Consider the following 18,269-nt stretch of genomic DNA (forward strand, 5'->3'; position numbering starts at 1 on the left):
CCAACACGCTGGTTTGAGAGCGGCCGCCCGAAAGCGCGTTGAGGTCAACGCGCTCGACCTTTAAGTGCGTTCACTTTCGAGTGAAAGGCGGTTTGACTGCAAGAGTCCGGCTGAGCGATTGAAAGGTTGGGGTGTCTAAGGCCGGAAGAACCTAGGTCACCACCTACTTGCCAACCGATGACAGAGGAATTATTCTGCGGCTACGTATACGATATAAGAATCGGGCAGCAAGACCCTGAATGCCCCCCTGATTCATTGCGGCTGCCAACGTGTGTGAGGCGATGCCGCACAGAAGCGGGAACAGGGTGCCGGTCCCAATTTGTCACTCATAGTCTATTGAAGCCATTGTTATAATACCTGCGCAAGTGGCGAAAAAACAGAAAGTTAAAAAAGCTGAATCAGCCTTACAGACCAGGCTGGGGGCTACGGTCAGGAGCTATCGACAGCGTTTGGGCATCACCCAGGAGGAACTGGCTTGGCGCGCGGGAATGCACCGGACATACTTGGCCGATATTGAACGGGGGGCTCGCAATATCACCCTGCGCAGCGTCGCTAATCTGGCCCAGGCGCTGCAGGTTTCGGTGGAGGGATTGCTTCTCCACACGAACGGGGCCGAAGGATCGCCCGGACAGCGTGACGCGGACGGCTCGCTGGGCGAGATCCTGCTGGTAGAGGACAACCCGGATGACGTCGAACTGACCCGGCGTGCCTTCGCGCACGCCAAGATCACCAATCCCGTCAGGGTGATGCGGGACGGCGAGGAAGCGCTGCAATACCTGTTCGGCAGCGGGCGCTACACGAACCGGGCCATCGTAATGCCGCAACTGGTGCTGTTGGACTTGGGACTTCCGAAAATTCCCGGGACCGAAGTGTTGCGGCAGATGAAAACGAGCAGGGCATTCCGCGATATCCCCGTGGTCATCCTGACCGATTCGCGCAAGGATGAGAACATCATGGAGTGTAGCCGGTTGGGGGCCGCCCATTACATCATCAAGCCCGTCGAGTTTGAAAGCTTTGCCCGTGTTACCTCCCAAATGGATTTCCACTGGATCTTGCGGCGGCCCGAGGCCTCCGTGCCGTCCAATCCGGGCTAACCCCATCCCGCACCCGCTCGCGGGTGCAACCAACCAAATTGCAAAGCAGTGTTTGCCTATGGGCGGCACCGGGCCATCATCGGCATCGGGCCAATCCTCGTTGCCACGTCAACTTGGTATGAGTGCCATTTCCATTTCCGATAGCCCGAAGGAGGTGACGGTCTGTCGTCCGCCTCTGTGGGGTGCTGGTGAAATCCGGCCGCGGCTGCTTCAGCCCGGCGGCTTTGCGGAGACCATCGCCTGATGTCCGAGGACACAAAGCTGCGGGAGACGCTGAAGGAGGTCGGTGACCTGAAGGCGGCGCTGGACGAGCACGCGATCGTGGCGATCACCAACCCGCAGGGGAGAATCACCTACGTCAACGACAAGTTCTGCGCGATCTCGAAGTATGCGCGCGAGGAACTGCTCGGGCAGGACCACCGGATCATCAACTCCGGCCATCACCCGAAGGAGTTCATCCGCGACCTCTGGACCACCATCGGCCACGGGCGCGTCTGGCACGGCGAGATCAAGAACCGGGCGAAAGACGGCACCTTCTACTGGGTGGACACGACCATCGTGCCGTTCCTCGGTGCCGACGGCAAACCGCGGCAATATGTGGCCATTCGCGCCGACATCACCGCGCGCAGACTGGCGGAGGAAAACCTGCGGGCTTCGACCAAGGAGGTGCTCGACCTGAAAGCGGCGCTGGACGAGCACGCCATCGTCGCGATCACCGACCCGACGGGAAAAATCATTTATGTGAACGACAAGTTCTGTGCGATCTCGAAGTATGCGCGCGAGGAGCTGCTCGGGCAGGACCACCGCATCATCAACTCGGGGCACCATCCGAAGGAGTTCATCCGTAACCTGTGGACGACGATCGCCCACGGACGCGTGTGGCGCGGCGAGATCAAGAACCGGGCGAAAGACGGCACGTTCTACTGGGTGGACACGACCATCGTCCCGTTCCTCGGTGAGAACGGGAAACCCCGCCAGTATGTCGCCATCCGCGCGGACATCACTGAACGCAAACGGGTGGAGGAAGCCGCGCGGCAACTGGCGGCGATCGTCGAGTTTTCGGACGATGCGATCATGGGCAAAGACCTGCGCGGCATCATCACGAGCTGGAATGCCGGAGCGGAAAAGCTCTTCGGCTATGCGGCGGGCGAGATGCTGGGCCAGCCGATCGCGCGCCTGATTCCGCCGAACGACCTCCAACCGGAGGAGGAAATTTTACGGCAGATCAAGCGCGGCGAAAGCGTCAGAAATTACGACGCGGTCCGCATCGCGAAAGACGGCCGGGCGCTGGATGTCGCGATCACGGTTTCACCCATCAAGGATGCGACGGGCAACGTCATCGGCGCCTCCAAGGTGGCGCGCGACATCACCGAGCGCAAACGGGCCGAGGGAAGACTCCGGACCTCGACCAAGGAAGTGATCGATCTGAAGGCGGCGCTGGACGAGCACGCGATCGTGGCGATCACCAACCCGCAGGGGAGAATCACCTACGTCAACGACAAGTTCTGCGCGATCTCGAAGTATGCGCGGGAGGAACTGCTCGGCCAGGACCACCGGATCATCAACTCCGGCCATCACCCGAAGGAGTTCATCCGCGACCTGTGGACCACCATCGGCCACGGGCGCGTCTGGCACGGCGAGATCAAGAACCGGGCGAAAGACGGCACCTTCTACTGGGTGGACACGACCATCGTGCCGTTCCTCGACGCCGACGGCAAACCGCGGCAATACATCGCCATTCGCGCCGACATCACCGCGCGCAAACTGACGGAGGAAAACCTGAAGGCTTCGACCAAGGAGGTGCTCGACCTGAAGGCGGCGCTGGACGAGCACGCCATTGTCGCGATCACGGACGCCCGCGGGAAGATCACGTTCGTCAACGACAAGTTTTGCGCGATCTCGCAGTATGCGCGGGAGGAGCTGCTCGGGCAGGATCACCGCATCATCAACTCCACTTTTCATCCGAAGGAGTTCATCCGCGGCCTCTGGACCACGATCGGCCATGGCAAGGTCTGGCATGGCGAGATCAAGAACCGGGCGAAGGACGGGACGTTCTACTGGGTGGACACCACCATCGTGCCGTTCCTGGGGGGCGACGGCAAACCCCGCCAATACATCGCCATCCGCGCGGACATCACCGAGCGGAAGAAGGCCGAGGATGCGGTGCGGCAGATGAACACGGAACTGGAACAGCGGGTGGCGGAGCGCACGGCCCAGCTGGAGAGCGCCAACCGGGAGCTGGAGGCGTTTTCCTACTCGGTTTCGCACGACTTGCGGGCGCCCTTGCGCGCGGTGGACGGATTCTCCCAGGCCGTCATCGAGGACTTTGGGGCGCTATTGCCGGAGGAGGGCCGGCGCCAGTTGCAGACCATCCGTCATTCGGCGCAGCGCATGGGTGCGCTGATCGATGATCTGCTGGCATTCTCGCGGCTGAGCCGGCAGGCGCTGGCCAAGCGGACGGTGGACACCGGCAGCCTGGTGCGCGGTGCGCTGCAGGAGCTGGGGGCCCCGTGGCCGGGCCGGCGCGTCGAGATCCGCACCGCCGACCTGCCGTCGAGCGAGGGCGATGCCGCCCTGCTCAAGCAGGTCTGGCTGAACCTGCTGGCCAACGCGCTGAAATACACCCGCAAGCGCGATCCCGCCGTCGTCGAGATCGGCTGCGTCGAGCGGCCGGAAGGTCCGGCGTTCTACGTCCAGGACAACGGCACGGGCTTCGACATGCAGTATGCGGGGAAGCTCTTCGGTGTCTTCCAACGTTTGCACCGCATGGAGGACTACGAAGGCACCGGGGTCGGACTCGCCACCGTGCAGCGCATCATCCACCGCCATGGCGGCCAGGTGTGGGCGGAGGCGGTCGAGGATCGCGGCGCCACCTTTTTTTTCAGCCTCGGAGGAGGAAATTCCAACCATGAATGACACCCACGCCGTAGAACTCCTGCTGGTCGAGGACAACCCCCAGGATCTCGAGCTGGCGTTGCGGGCCCTCCGCAAAGCCAATCTCGCCAACCGCATCCAGGTCGCCCGCGACGGGGCCGAAGCCCTGGACTTCATCTTCGGCACGGGGCCCTTTGCCGGCCGGAACATCACCGACGGCCCCAAGATGATCCTGCTCGATCTGAAACTGCCGAAGGTCGACGGGCTGGCGGTGCTGCGCCGCGTCAAGGGCGATCCGCGCACCAAGGTCATCCCCATCGTCGTACTCACGTCGTCGAAGGAACAGCGCGACGTGGTCGAGAGTTACCAACTGGGGGTGAACAGCTACATCGTGAAGCCGGTGAACTTCGAGCGTTTCGCCGAGGCCGTGCGCGACCTCGGCCTCTACTGGTTGCTCCTCAACCAGCCGCCGAAGGTCGAGGAATGACATGGGAACGCCGCTGAAACTGCTGATGGCCGAGGACAACCCCGCCGACGCCGAGCTGGTGCTGATCACGCTGCGCCAGGCCGGCTACAAGTCCGACTGGCGGCGGGTCGAGACCGAGGCGGATTTCCTTGGCGCGCTGCAGGACGATCCGGACCTGGTAATCTCGGATTACAGCATGCCGCGGTTCTCCGCGCTGCGCGCGCTCGAGTTGATCAAGGCGCGTCGTCCCGAAACTCCCTTCATCATCGTGTCCGGCACCATCGGAGAGGAAACGGCCGTGGAGGCGATGCGACTGGGCGCGACCGATTACCTGCTCAAGGACCGGTTGGGCCGGCTCGGCCCGGCGGTGGCGCAGGCCATCGACCAGGCCCGGCTACGGCGGGAGCGCCGGCAAAACGAAGAGGCGCTCCGGAACAGTGAGGAGCGGCTGCGGATCGTGACCGCCAATGCCCGGGTCGGGCTGGTGATGGTCAACCGCGAACGACGCTATACCTTTGCCAACGCCGCTTACGCCGAGATTCTCGCCCTGCCTTCGCCGGACATCGTCGGGCAGCGCGTGGCGGATGTGCTCGCCCCGCTTTATGAGCAGCAGATCCGGCCCCGCCTTGACCGGGCCTTTGCGGGGGAACGCGTCGCCTACGAGCTGAGCCGGCCGACCCCGGATGGCCTCCACCACTATGCGGTCAGGTATGAGCCGACCAAGGGGGGCGGGGAGGTGTCGCTGGTGGTCGTGGTCATCACCGACATCACGGAGCGGAAGCGGGCGGAGGAATCAGTGCAGGCGAGCGAAGCGCGCTATCGCACCTTGTTCGAGTATGCGCCCGACGGCATCGTCATCGCCGATGCCGAGAGCCGTTACCTCGATGCCAATGCGAGCGCCTGCCGCATGTTCGGTTACAGTCGCAAAGAATTCATCGGGCTGCACGCCTCCGACATCGTGGTGGCGGCGGAAGTCCCCCATATCGCGCCGGCGTTGGCAGGGATCAAGGCCACCTCAGACTACCATCGCGAGTGGCAGTTCCGGCGCAAGGATGGGTCGACCTTCTCCGCGGAAGTCATGGCCACCAAGATGCCCGATGGCAACCTGCTGGGGATGATCCGGGACATCACCGCGCGCCAGCTGGCGGAGGCCGCGCTCCAGCAACGCGAGGCCGATTTCCGGGTGCTGTTCGCCAGCAACCCGATGGCGATGTGGGTCTACGAACTGGACACCCTCCGCTTCCTGGCGGTGAATGACGCGGCCGTGCTGCACTACGGCTACACCCGCGAGGAATTCCTCGCCATGACGATCAAGGACATCCGGCCCGCCGGGGACATGCCCACGTTATTGCGCTCGATGGAGCGGCGGCCGCAGGGGGTTGATGTGTCCGGCGTCTGGCGGCACCGGCAGAAGACCGGGAAAATCATTTTGGTCCATATCACCTCCCATCCGATCAGCTTTCAGGACCGGCCGGCCGAGCTGGTGCTGGCGCAGGATGTGACTGCACAGCACGAGAGCGAGCGGGCGCTCAAGGCGAGCGAGGAGCACTTCCGCAGGCTGATCGAGAACGCCTCGGACATGATCACCGTGATCGACGAGGCCGGGGTCGTTCGGTTCCAGGGGCCTTCCACCCAGCGCCTGCTCGGTTACGTCGCGGACGAAATGGTGGACCGGCCGGCGGGCGAATTCATCCATCCCGACGATCACGACAAGGTCGGCGAGTCCGTCCGGCGCGCGCTGGCGGGGGAGCGAAAACCCATCCCGGTGGAGTTTCGCATCCGGCACCATGATGGCAGCTGGCGTATCTTCCAGTCCTTCGGCCAGCGTATGGCCGAGGTCGCCGGCAACGCACAGATCGTGGTGAATTCCCGCGACATCACCGAGCAGAAGAAACTGGAGGAGCAGTTCCTGCACGCCCAGCGCATGGAGGCCATCGGCACTCTGGCCAGCGGCGTCGCCCATGACCTGAACAACATCCTGGCCCCGATGTTGATGGTGGCCGGCATTCTCAAGTTGCGCCGCAATGCCTCCCCCAAGGACATCGAACTCCTCTCGATCATCGAGAGCAGTGCATTGCGCGGGGCCGGCATCATCCGGCAGCTGCTGTCTTTCAGCGGGAGCTTTTCCGGCGAACGGGTCACCCTGCAGCCCAAGCACCTGATCCACGAGATGACCAAGATCATGAGGGAAACCTTTCCCCGCAACATCGCCATCGTCGAGTCCGTGCCGTCCGGCCTGTGGACGGTCGAGGCCGACGCGACGCAATTGCACCAGGTCATCCTGAATCTGTGCGTGAATGCTCGTGACGCCATGCCGGCGGGCGGAACGCTGACAGTGGAAGCGGGCAACGTCACGGTGGGAGAGGGGGCCGGGACGGCCGCGATCGATCCGGCGGCCAAGCCGGGTCCCTACGTGCTGTTGCAGGTCAAGGACACCGGGACCGGCATCCCGCCGGAGATCATCAACCGGATATTCGATCCCTTTTTCACGACCAAGGGCGCCGCCAAGGGCACCGGCCTGGGCTTGTCAACCGTGATCGGAATCATCAAGGGACATGGCGGTTATGTCAGGGTTTACAGCGAGCCAGGTCATGGCTCTGCCTTTCATGTCTACCTGCCTGCCACGGAGGGGACGGGCAGCTCCCGGCGCAGCGACACCGTCCCGCCGCTGGCCCGCGGGCACAAGGAGCAGATCCTGGTGGTGGATGACGAGGAATTCATCCGCGAAGCGACGCGCAGCTTTCTCGACAAGCAGGGCTACCAGGTGCTGCTAGCGGCGACGGGGGAAGAAGCGGTCAAGGTGTTCCTCGAGCACCAGGGCACGGTGCGCCTGGTCCTGACCGATATCATGATGCCGGGCATGGACGGGCTGGCCCTGATCCGGGCGCTCCGGGTTCTTGCGCCCACCATCCCCATCATTGCCACCAGCGGATTGGATCAGAACCAGAACGCCGCCGAATTCTCCGCGCTCGGGGTCAGGAAAATGCTCGCCAAGCCAGTTACCCCGACCCAGTTGCTGCAGGCTGTCGCCAGCAGCCTAGCCCCGCCAGTCCCGCCACAGGCTAGCCCGTAAACCAGTTTGCATTTGCGGCCGGGGCCGGCTGCGCGCATCTAGGCGCAGTGAAAATCCATGTTCTCCCGTCCGGCCCGATCCAGACCATCGGTTACCTGCTGACCGAGCCCAAGCTGGGCGAGGCGGTGTTGGTGGACGCACCCGGCGGCATTCTGGACAAGGTCCGGCCCTTGCTGGCCAAGGACGGCTGCACCCTCAAGGAACTCTGGCTGACCCATGGCCATTGGGACCATACCCAGGATGCGGCCAAGGTCGTGCGGGAGACCGGTGCCCTGGTCCGGGGCCATGCCGACGACCAGGTGCTGTTCGAGACCCCGGCGATCATGGAGGAACGGATGGGGCGCAAGCTCGGCCTGGAGCCGGTGAAGATCGACTCGTGGGCGGAGCAGGGTGACCGTCTGGCGGCCCTGGGCCGCGAGTTTGCCGTGCGCCACGTGCCCGGACACTGCCCCGGCAACATTCTCTTTTATCAGGCCGGGACGCAGGCGGCATTCGTCGGCGATGCACTGTTCAAGGACGGGGTGGGGCGATGGGACCTGCCGGGCGGCAACTTCGAGCTCCTCGAAAAGTCCATCCGCGAGCAGATCTACACGCTGCCCGATGCCACCGTCGTCTTCCCCGGCCACGGCCCGCGCACGACGGTCGGCGCGGAGAAGGCCGGCAACCCGTATGTCGCCGCGGTGGCGCGCACCTGATGGATCCGAAGCCCATGAGCGCGCCTGTAGCGGCGGTCTATGACCGCCGATGCGGCAAGACGGCGGTCATAGACCGCCGCTATAGGAAATGAACCCGCACGAACCTTTCATGCGGCGCGCACTCGAGGTGGCGAAGCACGGTTGGGGTGACACGCACCCGAACCCGCTGGTTGGCGCGTTGATTGTTGAGAACGGCGAGGTGGTGGCCGAGGGCCACCACGCCCGGGCCGGCGAGGCGCACGCCGAGATCAACGCCCTGCAGGCCCTCGGCCGCAGGCCGGCGTCGGGCGCCACGCTCTATGTGACCCTCGAGCCCTGTTCCACGCACGGCCGCACGCCGCCGTGTTGCACCGCCATCGTGGAGGCCGGGCTCCGCCGCGTGGTCATCGGTGCGACCGACCCGAATCCGGCGCACGCCGGCAAGGGGTTTGATATCCTGCGCGCCGCCGGCATCGAGGTCGTCACCGGGGTGCTGGCCGACGACTGCGCCGACCTGAACCTGATTTTCAACCATTGGATCACCACGGGTCGGTCGTTGTTCGCCGCGAAGTCCGGCGTGACGCTCGATGGCAAGGTGGCGACGCGCACCGGCGACTCCAAGTGGATCACCGGCGCACAAGCGCGGGCCGACGGTCACCGCTGGCGCCGGCTTTTCCCGGCCATCGCGGTTGGCGCCGGCACGGTGCGGGCGGACAACCCGCGGCTGACAGCGCGTGTGGACGGCAAGGAGTGGTGCCCGTGGCGCTTCGTCTTCGACGGACTGCTGCGCACGGTGACGGACAAGGCGATGCCCAACGTCTACACCGACGAATTCCGCGAGCGCACCATCGTGGTGACGACGCCCCACGGGGGCATGGGCTACGTGCGCAAGCTGGGCAGCATGGGCGTCAAGACCTGGGTGCTGCCGGCGCAGTCGCCGAAGGTGAACTTCGCGGATTTCCGCCAGCGCTGCACCGGGGAGGGGATCTCCGCGGTGTTCTTCGAGGGCGGAGCCCAGCTGCTGAGCGAGCTGCTCCAGGCCCGCGAACTGGACTACCTGTTCACCTACCATGCGCCGGTGCTGTTCGCCGACGACAAGGGCAAGAGCATCCTGCGCGGGTTGCGCACCGAGACCCTGGAGAACGCGATCCGGCTCGCGCACGTGCGCCACGAGGTCCATGGCGACGACACCCTGATGCGCGGCTTCGTGCAATACCCGGAGAAGATGTTCGTCGACGAGGCCACCTTCTCCCGGAAGCTTTACGGCGAGTGAACCTCATCCACCTGGCTACGGGCAACGCGCACAAGGCGCGCGAGATGCAGGCGCTGGCGGACGCCTCCGGCCTGCCGGTAAAGATTGTGGCGGCCGCGACCATGCCCGCCGTGGTGGAGGACACGGGCACCTTCGCCGGCAATGCCCGCAAGAAGGCCGCCGCCTTGAAGGCCGCGCTGCCGCCCGGCGCCTGGGTGCTGGCCGACGACAGCGGGCTTGGGGTGGAGGCGCTGGATGGTGCGCCGGGCGTGGAGTCGGCCTACTACGCCGGCCCGGCCGGGGACAGTGCGGCCAACCTGGCCAAGCTGGTGGAGGTGATGCGACCGGTGCCGGACGACAAACGCGCGGCCCGTTTCGTGTGTGTCCTCGTGCTGCTCACTCCGGCGGGTGGGGAGCAGCGGTTTGAAGGACGCTGTGACGGCACGCTGCGCCGGGAGCCGGCGGGCGGCGGCGGTTTCGGCTACGACCCGATCTTTGTTCCCGACGGATTCAACCGCACCTTTGCCGAGTTCGCCGAGGCCGAGAAAAACAAAATCAGCCACCGGGCGCGGGCCTTTGCGGCCCTGGCCCGATGGCTGAAGGAGAATTCCCCGGTTCAGGGCAGCGGCGTATAGCCCCAGGAAGTGAGCTTGGTGTTGTAGACGGTCTTCGTGATGTCGTTGGCCATGGAGCGGCGGAAGGCGATCGTCTTGGGCGTGAGGGGGGGCATCACGCCGGTGTTGAAGAGCAGGTTGAAGCCCCAGACACGGTTCGGCGGATCATAGGTGCGAAGGTTCCAGGGATCGTTGCCCACACGGCATTCGAACAGGGCCACCATCGAACCGCGGATGCGGCATTCCACCCCGCTCCAGGTTTCCAGGAATCGGGGAAAATTGTGGAGACCGCCACTGGTCTGGTTTACTCCGTTCTTGCCCGTGGGAACCAACCCGCAGAGAATGGCGACCGAATACTCGGAAAAACTGGGCACCAGCTTCTGCTGGCTGGTCGTCGCCAAGGTTCCGTTGCTGGCATCATAAGGAACGGTGTAAAGGGCGGTGGATGTATTGATCCCGTCGGTTCTGTTGGTGCTGCTCGGCGCCGTGGTGGCCCAGTTGGTGTTCCAATTGGAGGCGCTCTTCCGATTTCCGCTGAGCGCATCATTCCATCCGTTGGCCTGGACGGTTGCACTGGTAAAGACGGGTTGGGACAGCAAAACTACGGCGTCGGCCGCGATGGAGGCAGGCACTTCGCCGGGCTCGTAGTTATGGCCGGTGGAATCGCCCGGGACGGCGGGGACGGTGACAGCCACCGTCGCCGGGGTGGAGGGGAGGCCGTCGGCGTTGAACGTGCCCAAGACGTAGACGACATCGTTGGTCGCGAGGGTGAAGCCCGGCGTGAGGGTGGTGGACGCCACATGGCCGCGACCGTTGACGAGGCGAACACCCGAGTTGTGCAGCTCATGCGTCCGGGCTTTGCGGATGGCCACCGTGGATCCCGTGGTGTCAAACTGCTGCGCCGCGATGGACTCCACATATACCGCGCCGTTCCAAATGGCCGTGGTGCATCCGTTGGTGATGGCCGAGGCCGTGGTGATGATGCGCGTGGTGTCGTTCAGAGTCACGTTGATGCCCGCGGGCGTGGCCGCATAGATGTGGGTCGGGGTGGTGACAACATTGGCCGTCGTGGGGAGGCCGGTTGCAAAGAAATCGCTGGCCGTGGTGGTGAAGGCGGTGCCGGTGGTGACGGACATGGTCTGGACGGCCTTTTTCAGCTCCATCATGTCGAGGTCGATCATGTAGAGGTTTTTCGGCACATACTGGTTGGTCGTGCTCCGGGCCGTCGAGTGGATGAAGGTGGTGTCGGCATTCGTGGCGGGGGAGGTGAGGTCGCCGCCTTCCACGCGGCGCATGTCGGTCATGCGGCGTTGATTGGCCGCGCTGTTGGCCGACTCCACGCCGGTGGTGTAGTTGATGTTCAGCATCTGGACGATCGGCATGGCCAGCGAATGGGCCGAGTGGGTCGGATTCGTCGTGGCATCGACCGTGGTGTTGGAGTCGCCGTAGGTCTTCTGGCCGGGGAGGATGACCTCCGTGATGACCGGGGCGGAGGGGGTGGTCGTGTCGTTGATGAACGCCCGGTAGCTGCGGGCACCGACGTTGATGGTCGTGCCGTCGGGCATGTGGCCCACCGCGGTGGCCTGGGTGGTGTTGGCCACGATGTAGAGGGCGGCGTTGCGGGAATACTTGATGTCCTCGACGGCCTTGATGTAGCTTGGCGCCGTGGTGAGGCGGGGGGGCTCAATGAGCCCGTGTGCGCTGTTGTTGATGTCGTTTCCGCCGGAGATATAAGTGTAGGCGGCATCCGTGGTACCGGTGGCGGGGTCGGGGTAGACCGAGCCGTAGGTGTAGCTGTAATCGGGGATGCCCTGCAGGTTGACGGCGGTGAGTCCATTCACCTCGGTCAGGAGGTTGCCCTTGATGTTTTGCTTGATCCAGTTGGCGAAATTGGCCTTCGAGGCGATCGTCGCCGTCGGGGTGATGCCGCCGTCGCCGATGTGCTGCTGCCAAGTCTCGCCGGCCGGGGCCAGATTCCAGGTCGACTCGACCCAGGTGTTGGCCGGCAGGTTGGGCGAAAAGCCCGTCGTCGCGGCGGCCAGTTGCATCGGCACCAGTGTTGTGGTGCCGGCTTGCAGGATCTGAACTATCCCGGTGGTTGCGTTCGTCTGCAAAGCGCCCGAATCATTGATCGATTGGAAAAAGGGCATGAGGTTTGTGTTTTGGAAGTTGGTCCAAAACCCTTTCACGGCCGTAACGGGCCCGGCAAATGTGATGGCCGTGGGAGAGGCGCTGGCGCTGCGGGCGAAAAGCCTTTGGTTGGTATGCGTGGACCCGGTGAGGATGAAGTTCGGGCCAGGCTGAACTTCCAGGTCCATGTTGTAGTAGACGGCATTGGCGAAGAGGGGACACGCCCGGATGGAGAACGTCTGCTGCATGTATTTCGTGACGTTGCCGCTGCCGAAGGAGTCGACGGCTGTGGCCCGGGACAGGATGTCGAGGTCGTAGCGGAAGACGCGCTTGCCCTTGAGGGGATCGTTGTCGTTGTCCGGGTTGGTCGGATCGACATAATACAGGCCGCCGGCCGAGGTATCGAGAATCTTACCGATATGCATCAGGGGCACCTCCGTCGAACTCCCGGTGGAGTTGACGATGTGCCCGCCGCCCCAGAAGCTGTCGGGGGGCATGGTGACCGCCCCGGCATAGGCGCCGCCCGGGACGAAGAGCGCTTGATCGCTGGCCGACCAGACGCTGTCCGTGAACTGCCGGTTGGACTCGAGGATTTTCTTCACCTGGGCGATGCCGTATTCCGAGATGCCCTCGCCCGCGCCACGGGCCTCCATCAGCAGCTTGGCGCGGTTGTTGAGCCGGCGCTCGTAGGTGGAGTATTTCAGCACGCTGGCGATGAGCAGCAGCAGGATGGTACAGAACATCATCACCGTGATGAACGCGCTGCCGCGCCGGGCGGAGGAGAAGTTTGTTTTCATGGGAGGAAAGGATCAGCCACGGGGCGTGACCGTGAAGTTGTAGGTGCTCTTGACGATGCGCTGGGCGGTGTAGTTTTCGTAGATGCGCCCGCGCACCAGGATGCTCGTGTCGTTGAAGTTGTAGAACATCTTGTTGCCGCGGTTGACCGACGCGGTCGGGACCAGGTCGCTGGCCTGGCCGTCCACATAGGGGAAAATGCTGGTCCCGTTGGTGGCGGCGGTAAGCTCGGGCAGCAGCTTCATGATGCCGGCGGATTGCACGGCCGCCGGGATGGCGACGACCAGCCGCTTGAGCGCGACCGTCCGGTTGGAGACGGTCGTGCTGTTGGTGCCGGTGGTGCCGCCGGCGGGCGTGGAGTTTACGCGGTAATAGACGATCAGCTGCCAGATTTTCGTGTTATCGCCGTTGACGTAGTAAACCAACACGAGCACGTCCCCGGGCATGCCGCTGTCCAGCTTGGCGGTGCCGGGGGTCGCGGTGGACACCGGATTGGCCGGGAGGGTGACGGCGAGATCGGCGGTGTAACCTTGGTAACCCGGATTGGTCGGATCGGTGGATGAGCCGGCGGCGGTGTAGCCGGTGCGGCTCAGGTTGCTGATCTGGTCGTAAATCTGGAAGTTGTTGGCGTAAGTGGCGTCATCAATCATCTGGATCGTGAATTTCCGGATATCCCGGTTGATGAGCAGCTTTCCCGTCTCGTATTGGTAGGCCTTCAGGGTCTGGATGACGAAGCTCAGTCCGACCGTCACCACGATCAGGCTGATCGAGGCGGCCACCAGGATCTCGACCAAGGTCATGCCCTTTTGTTTGGCGATGGTTTTCATGAGTGAGAAAATCAGCCGTCGGTCGGGACGATGGAGCGGATCTGGCGCGTCATCTCGACAAAACTGCGGGTGCGCCCGCCGTCTTTGACCGTGTATTGGTAGACGATCACGATCGACTTGCAGTTGGCCACGTTGGTGCCGGTCAGGTTGTTGATCCAAACCCACATATTCAGCATGCAATTGTCGGTGTTCGAATTGATGTTATCGATGTCGACCGACTCGGTATGCATCGCCGCGTTGGTGGGCAGGGTGCTGACGTCGGGCAGGCTCGTGGGCGCGGCACCTGCAGCCAGGCAGAAAGTCACGGCGGCCTGGTTGGAATCCTTGAGATCCAAGGTGGGGTTGTTGTCATCGGTGCCCGGCGTGCCCACGTAGGCCTGCCAGTCGGCCAGGGTCCCGGCGCCCGGTGTGACGGAAGGGGAGGAAGGGAGGTCGTTCAGCGTGGTCGCATATTTCAGACTCTTGATCTGCTCCATGTAGCCCTGCACCAAGCTGGCGCAGGTCCCCTGTCGGATGCTACCCTCGGTCAGGCGGCGGCTCTGCAGCATGCCTTGCAGTACACCCAGCAGCACCATTGAGAGAATGCCGGAGGCGAACATCACCTCCACGAGCGACATCGCGTGATTGCACTGGCGGCGTCCGCCGGCTGGCCTGAGGTCCCGGGTTTCGGCTCCGGGCGAAGGGCGGGCAGGGGATGGCAGTCCGGGCCCGCGTAGAGTGAATGGATTGAGCAGCATGGCGGCACCAGTATGCCAGCTATTGTCCCTAGGTGTAACAGCCCTAAGACTTGCGCAAAAGCCTCTATCTACACTAGAGGCGGTTGCCTCTATTTCGGCAAAACCTCAAGGATTGCCCGACTTGCCCGCCTCGACGAAGAGCGCAGCGGCCTGCGAGCGTCGGGCGATATTCATCTTGGTGAAGACCGTCGCGAGGTAGTTCTTGATCGTCTTCTCGGTCAGACCCAGGCGGTCGCCGATTTCCTTGTTCGTCAGCCCTTCCGCCAGAAAGGCCACGACGCGGCGCTCCTGGGGGGAAAGCTGGCTGAGTCTTCCGGCGGCGGTCATTTCCCCGCGGTGCTTCACGAGATTGAGCATCTGTCCAGCCATCGAGGGGTCGATCACGGGCTGTCCGCTGGCGACCAGGCGCAGCGCCCGGGCCAGGGCCCCCCCGTCATTGTCCTTGAGCAGATAGCCCCGGGCCCCCGCGCTCAGCGCCTCCTGCACGTTCCGTTCATTGCTGCTGGACGTGAGGACCAGGACCTTGGGCTGGGGGCGCATCTTCAGCAATTCCCGGCAGGCGATCAGCCCGGACTTGTCGGGCAGGTGCAGGTCGAGCAGCACGACATCGGGTTTGAGCTTGGCGGCGGCGGCCAGGCCTTCGGTGGCCGAGCCGGCTTCCCCGGCGATGACGATGTCGGCGCAATCCTCCAGCGCACTCCGCAGGCCGAGCCGGATAATGGGGCTGTCATCAATCAACAGCACCTTGATGGGCTTGGGTTCGGCCTGGGCGTTCATGCGGGCGACGCAACGGGCAGGGTCAGCAAAACGCGAGTCCCTTTTCCCGCGGCGGATTCGATGCGCAGGTTGCCGCCGAGGGCGGCGGCGCGTGCCTGCATGTTGCCGAGGCCATGCCCGGCCTGGCCTGACGCCGCTGGCGTGAAACCCTGGCCATCATCCTGCACGGCCAGCGCCACCGCCTGGTCGCTCCGTCCGGCCAGCAGGGTGATGTGGCGGGCCCGGCCGTGTCGCAGGCTGTTGCTCATGGCTTCGCGCAGGATGTTCATGATTTCGGCGATGTGCATCGGGGCGATCTGGGCGACGGCTTCGTTGTCGAGCCGGTGTTCGATCCGGACGTCCTGCCCGGCGGCAAACGATCCGATCAGGTCGTTCAACGCGCCGGCAAAAGACTGGCCCGAAACCCGCGCCGGTTCCAGATCCTCCAGGTAGGCCCGCACCTCGCGGTTGAGCCGGCGCAGCTCCACCATGCATTGGTCGAAGCGTTGCTGCAGCTCGGGGACGAGGGTGGATTTCTTCTGCACGCTCTCCAAGGTGAGGCAGACGGCATAAAGGGTCTGGCAAATGTTGTCATGCAGCTCGCGGCCCAGCCGGACGCGCTCCGCCACCGAGTGGCCGAGCAGCGTGCGGTTGACCTGCAGGTCTTCCTCGGCGCGCAGCCGGGCCCCGTGTTCCTGTTCGAGGGCGGCGCCGCGTTCGTTGGAGATTTTGGCAAAATGCTCGAATCCGACCGCCTGGGCGCGGTCGGCGGCCCAAGGGGAGCGCGTGCCTGTGTCGCCGGGGAGACCCCGGCGGGTCGACAGGATGACGATCAGGAGCGGCACGAGGGCCAGCAGCAAGGAGAGCATCACCATCGTGGCCAGCACCCGTTGCTGGAGCACCTGCACCTTGAGCAAGGCGGGCGGGGCGAAGGCCACCCGGACCTGCCAGCCCGGCGCGCCCGCCAGCTCTTGCGTGAAGGACAGCGTCGAACCAGCGGGCAGTGCAGCGGGCGGCGTATCGGTCCGGAACAGCTCCACGGTGCCGCCGAGCATGGCGCCCAGTTCGCGTTGAAAGGCGGCGTCCCATTTGTTTGGCAACCGGCCGCTCACGGCCACGGCCCGGGCGAGCCGGTCGCGCGTCTCCTCCACGGCCACGCCTTGCAGCTGCCGGGTCTCCCGGCGCAGCCACCACTGCAGGGTCACCGTCGCGCCGAGGAAGAGCAAAAGCAGGAGCAGGGCCAGGCCCAGCGAGCGGGTGTTGAGGTTCATGGCGGTGACTTTCAGGGTGCAGATTAGACCGGCGGAGGCGAGCGCGTCAAAACCTTCGACAAACGCCGCCCGGTAGGTAGGTTTTTGACCCTTTTATGCAGTCTTTCTACATCACGACCGCCATCGACTATGTGAACGGGTCGCCGCACCTGGGCCATGCCTACGAAAAGGTGCTGACGGACGTCATCGCGCGCTTCCGGCGGCAGATGGGAGACAAGGTGCATTTCCTCACCGGCGTCGACGAGCACGGGCAGAAGGTGCAGGCGAGCGCAAAGAAGCGCGGCATCGCACCCCAACAGTTCGTCGACGAGGTCAGCGCGGAGTTCCGCGCGCTGCTGCCGAAGCTCAACATCTCGAACGACGATTTCATCCGCACCACCGAGCCGCGCCACCAGCAGGTTGTGCGCGCCGTCCTCCAACAGCTCTTCGACAAAGGCGAGATCTATAAGGCGGAATACCAGGGCTTCTACTCGACGCGTCAGGAGCAGTTCCTGCAGAACAAGGACCGCAATGAAGACGGCACCTGGCCGGAGATTTTCGGCGAAGTAACCGAGATCGTGGAGGCGAACTACTTCTTCAAGCTCGCGCAGTATCAGGAGTGGTTGGTGAAGTTTCTCACCGACAATCCCAACTTCATCTTCCCGGCGTATCGCCAGAAGCAGGTCGTCGAGTTCCTCAAGGAGCCGCTCAACGACCTCTGCATCTCGCGGCCGAAGGAGCGCCTGGAGTGGGGCATTCCGCTGCCGTTCGACGAGGGCTACGTCACCTACGTGTGGTTCGACGCGCTCCTCAACTACTACTCCGCGGTCGTGGACCGGCCGGAGATCTGGCGCGAGGCGCACCACGTTATCGGCAAGGACATCCTCGTGCCGCCGCACGCGGTCTACTGGCCGATCATGCTGCACGCGGCGGGCATCCCGCAGCCGAAGGGCATCATCGCCCACGGTTGGTGGCTGCAGCGCGGCGCCAAGATGTCGAAGAGCACCGGCAACGCCCTCAACCCGCTCGACCTCGTCACCGAGTTCGGCGTGGACGCGTTCCGCTACTTCCTCATCCGCGAGATGAACGTCGGCCAGGACAGCGACTTCACTCTTGAGCAGTTCATGGTCCGCTACAACAGCGAGCTCGCGAACAACCTTGGCAACCTGGTCAACCGCACGCTCAACATGACGACGCGCTTCGCCGGCGGCGTCCTGCCCGCGGCCGAGGTCGCGGAGGACCTGGAGAAACACCTGCACGATCTTTGGGCCAAGACCCGCGACGAGTTCATCCCGCTTTGCGAAGGCTACCAGTTTCACACCGCGCTGGAGCGGGCCATGGTCTTCCTCACCGAGACCAACGCCTACATTGAGAAGCGCGCCCCGTGGAAGCTCGGCAAGTCCGCCGAGCCAAAGGACCAGGCGCTGCTCCGCACCTCCCTCGCCACGATGGCCGAGGCGCTGCGGCTGGCCGTGGCGATCATCCAGCACATCACGCCCGCTACCACCGAGAAGATCAATGCGGTGCTCGGCTACCAGCCCGGGGCCGCGTGGCGCGACGAGCTGAACTGGGGCACGAAGCTCAGCGGCGCCAAGGTCGCGCCGGCCCTCGTGCTGTTTCCCCGTCCGCAGCCTCCGGCGAAGCCGGCGTAATCATTCTCTTTCTCGTAATCTTGATCGTTCGCTTTTCCGAGAGAACGAGAAGGATCAGGAGAGCGAGAACGATTG

Annotated in this window: 13 protein-coding genes; 8 read left to right on the forward strand and 5 right to left on the reverse strand. The window is 64.2% G+C overall.

Annotated elements, in window-relative coordinates; translation table 11 throughout:
* The first annotated feature begins 365 nt into the window (after positions 1–365).
* The 7 genes from BLU29_RS15790 (at position 366) to rdgB (ending at position 10,068) form a co-directional block, all read left to right on the forward strand.
* Positions 366–1,094: a response regulator gene (locus tag BLU29_RS15790; protein WP_091059929.1), complete on the forward strand. Its 729-nt coding sequence runs from the start codon at positions 366–368 to the stop codon at positions 1,092–1,094.
* Positions 1,095–1,337: 243 nt separating this feature from the next.
* Positions 1,338–4,010, forward strand: coding sequence for a PAS domain S-box protein (locus BLU29_RS15795; protein WP_091059931.1), 2,673 nt, complete (start codon positions 1,338–1,340; stop codon positions 4,008–4,010).
* On the forward strand, positions 4,003–4,455 hold the full coding sequence (locus BLU29_RS15800; protein ID WP_091059933.1) for a response regulator: 453 nt from the start codon (positions 4,003–4,005) through the stop codon (positions 4,453–4,455). The genes BLU29_RS15795 and BLU29_RS15800 overlap by 8 nt, the downstream gene beginning before the upstream one ends.
* 1 nt (position 4,456) lies before the next feature.
* Positions 4,457–7,507, forward strand: a complete 3,051-nt coding sequence (locus BLU29_RS15805) for a PAS domain S-box protein (RefSeq protein ID WP_091059934.1) — start codon at positions 4,457–4,459, stop codon at positions 7,505–7,507.
* 47 nt (positions 7,508–7,554) lie between these two features.
* Entirely contained in the window at positions 7,555–8,202 is a 648-nt protein-coding gene (locus BLU29_RS15810; RefSeq protein WP_091059937.1) for an MBL fold metallo-hydrolase, read from the forward strand.
* 88 nt (positions 8,203–8,290) lie between these two features.
* On the forward strand, positions 8,291–9,454 hold the full coding sequence (gene ribD, locus BLU29_RS15815) for a bifunctional diaminohydroxyphosphoribosylaminopyrimidine deaminase/5-amino-6-(5-phosphoribosylamino)uracil reductase RibD (protein ID WP_091059938.1): 1,164 nt from the start codon (positions 8,291–8,293) through the stop codon (positions 9,452–9,454).
* A complete protein-coding gene (gene rdgB / locus BLU29_RS15820) occupies positions 9,451–10,068 on the forward strand; it encodes an RdgB/HAM1 family non-canonical purine NTP pyrophosphatase (RefSeq protein ID WP_091059941.1) in 618 nt (205 codons plus the stop codon). The genes ribD and rdgB overlap by 4 nt, the downstream gene beginning before the upstream one ends.
* Here the strand turns inward: rdgB and BLU29_RS15825 are convergent.
* The 5 genes from BLU29_RS15825 to BLU29_RS15845 form a co-directional block, all read right to left on the reverse strand.
* Positions 10,050–12,974 (reverse strand): hypothetical protein, encoded by a 2,925-nt coding sequence (locus BLU29_RS15825; RefSeq protein WP_091059943.1) that lies wholly within the window; start codon positions 12,972–12,974, stop codon positions 10,050–10,052. The two genes, rdgB and BLU29_RS15825, sit on opposite strands and share 19 nt — an antisense overlap.
* 12 nt (positions 12,975–12,986) lie before the next feature.
* The gene (locus BLU29_RS15830; RefSeq protein WP_091059946.1) at positions 12,987–13,799 is read right to left on the reverse strand and encodes a prepilin-type N-terminal cleavage/methylation domain-containing protein; all 813 of its coding nucleotides are present in this window, start codon (positions 13,797–13,799) and stop codon (positions 12,987–12,989) included.
* Positions 13,800–13,810: 11 nt separating this feature from the next.
* Positions 13,811–14,416 carry a hypothetical protein gene (locus tag BLU29_RS15835; RefSeq protein ID WP_091059950.1) on the reverse strand — a complete coding sequence of 202 codons (606 nt, stop codon included), beginning with the start codon at positions 14,414–14,416 and terminating at the stop codon, positions 13,811–13,813.
* A 225-nt stretch (positions 14,417–14,641) separates the two neighbouring features.
* Positions 14,642–15,313, reverse strand: coding sequence for a response regulator transcription factor (locus tag BLU29_RS15840; RefSeq protein ID WP_091059951.1), 672 nt, complete (start codon positions 15,311–15,313; stop codon positions 14,642–14,644).
* Entirely contained in the window at positions 15,310–16,563 is a 1,254-nt protein-coding gene (locus BLU29_RS15845; RefSeq protein WP_091059954.1) for an ATP-binding protein, read from the reverse strand. Before BLU29_RS15845 ends, BLU29_RS15840 begins: the two co-directional genes overlap by 4 nt.
* 95 nt (positions 16,564–16,658) lie before the next feature.
* Between BLU29_RS15845 and metG the strand changes: the two genes are divergently transcribed.
* On the forward strand, positions 16,659–18,194 hold the full coding sequence (metG, locus tag BLU29_RS15850; protein WP_091059956.1) for a methionine--tRNA ligase: 1,536 nt from the start codon (positions 16,659–16,661) through the stop codon (positions 18,192–18,194).
* Positions 18,195–18,269: the final 75 nt, after the last annotated feature.

The organism is Opitutus sp. GAS368, from assembly GCF_900104925.1.
Taxonomy (GTDB): Bacteria; Verrucomicrobiota; Verrucomicrobiia; order Opitutales; family Opitutaceae; genus Lacunisphaera.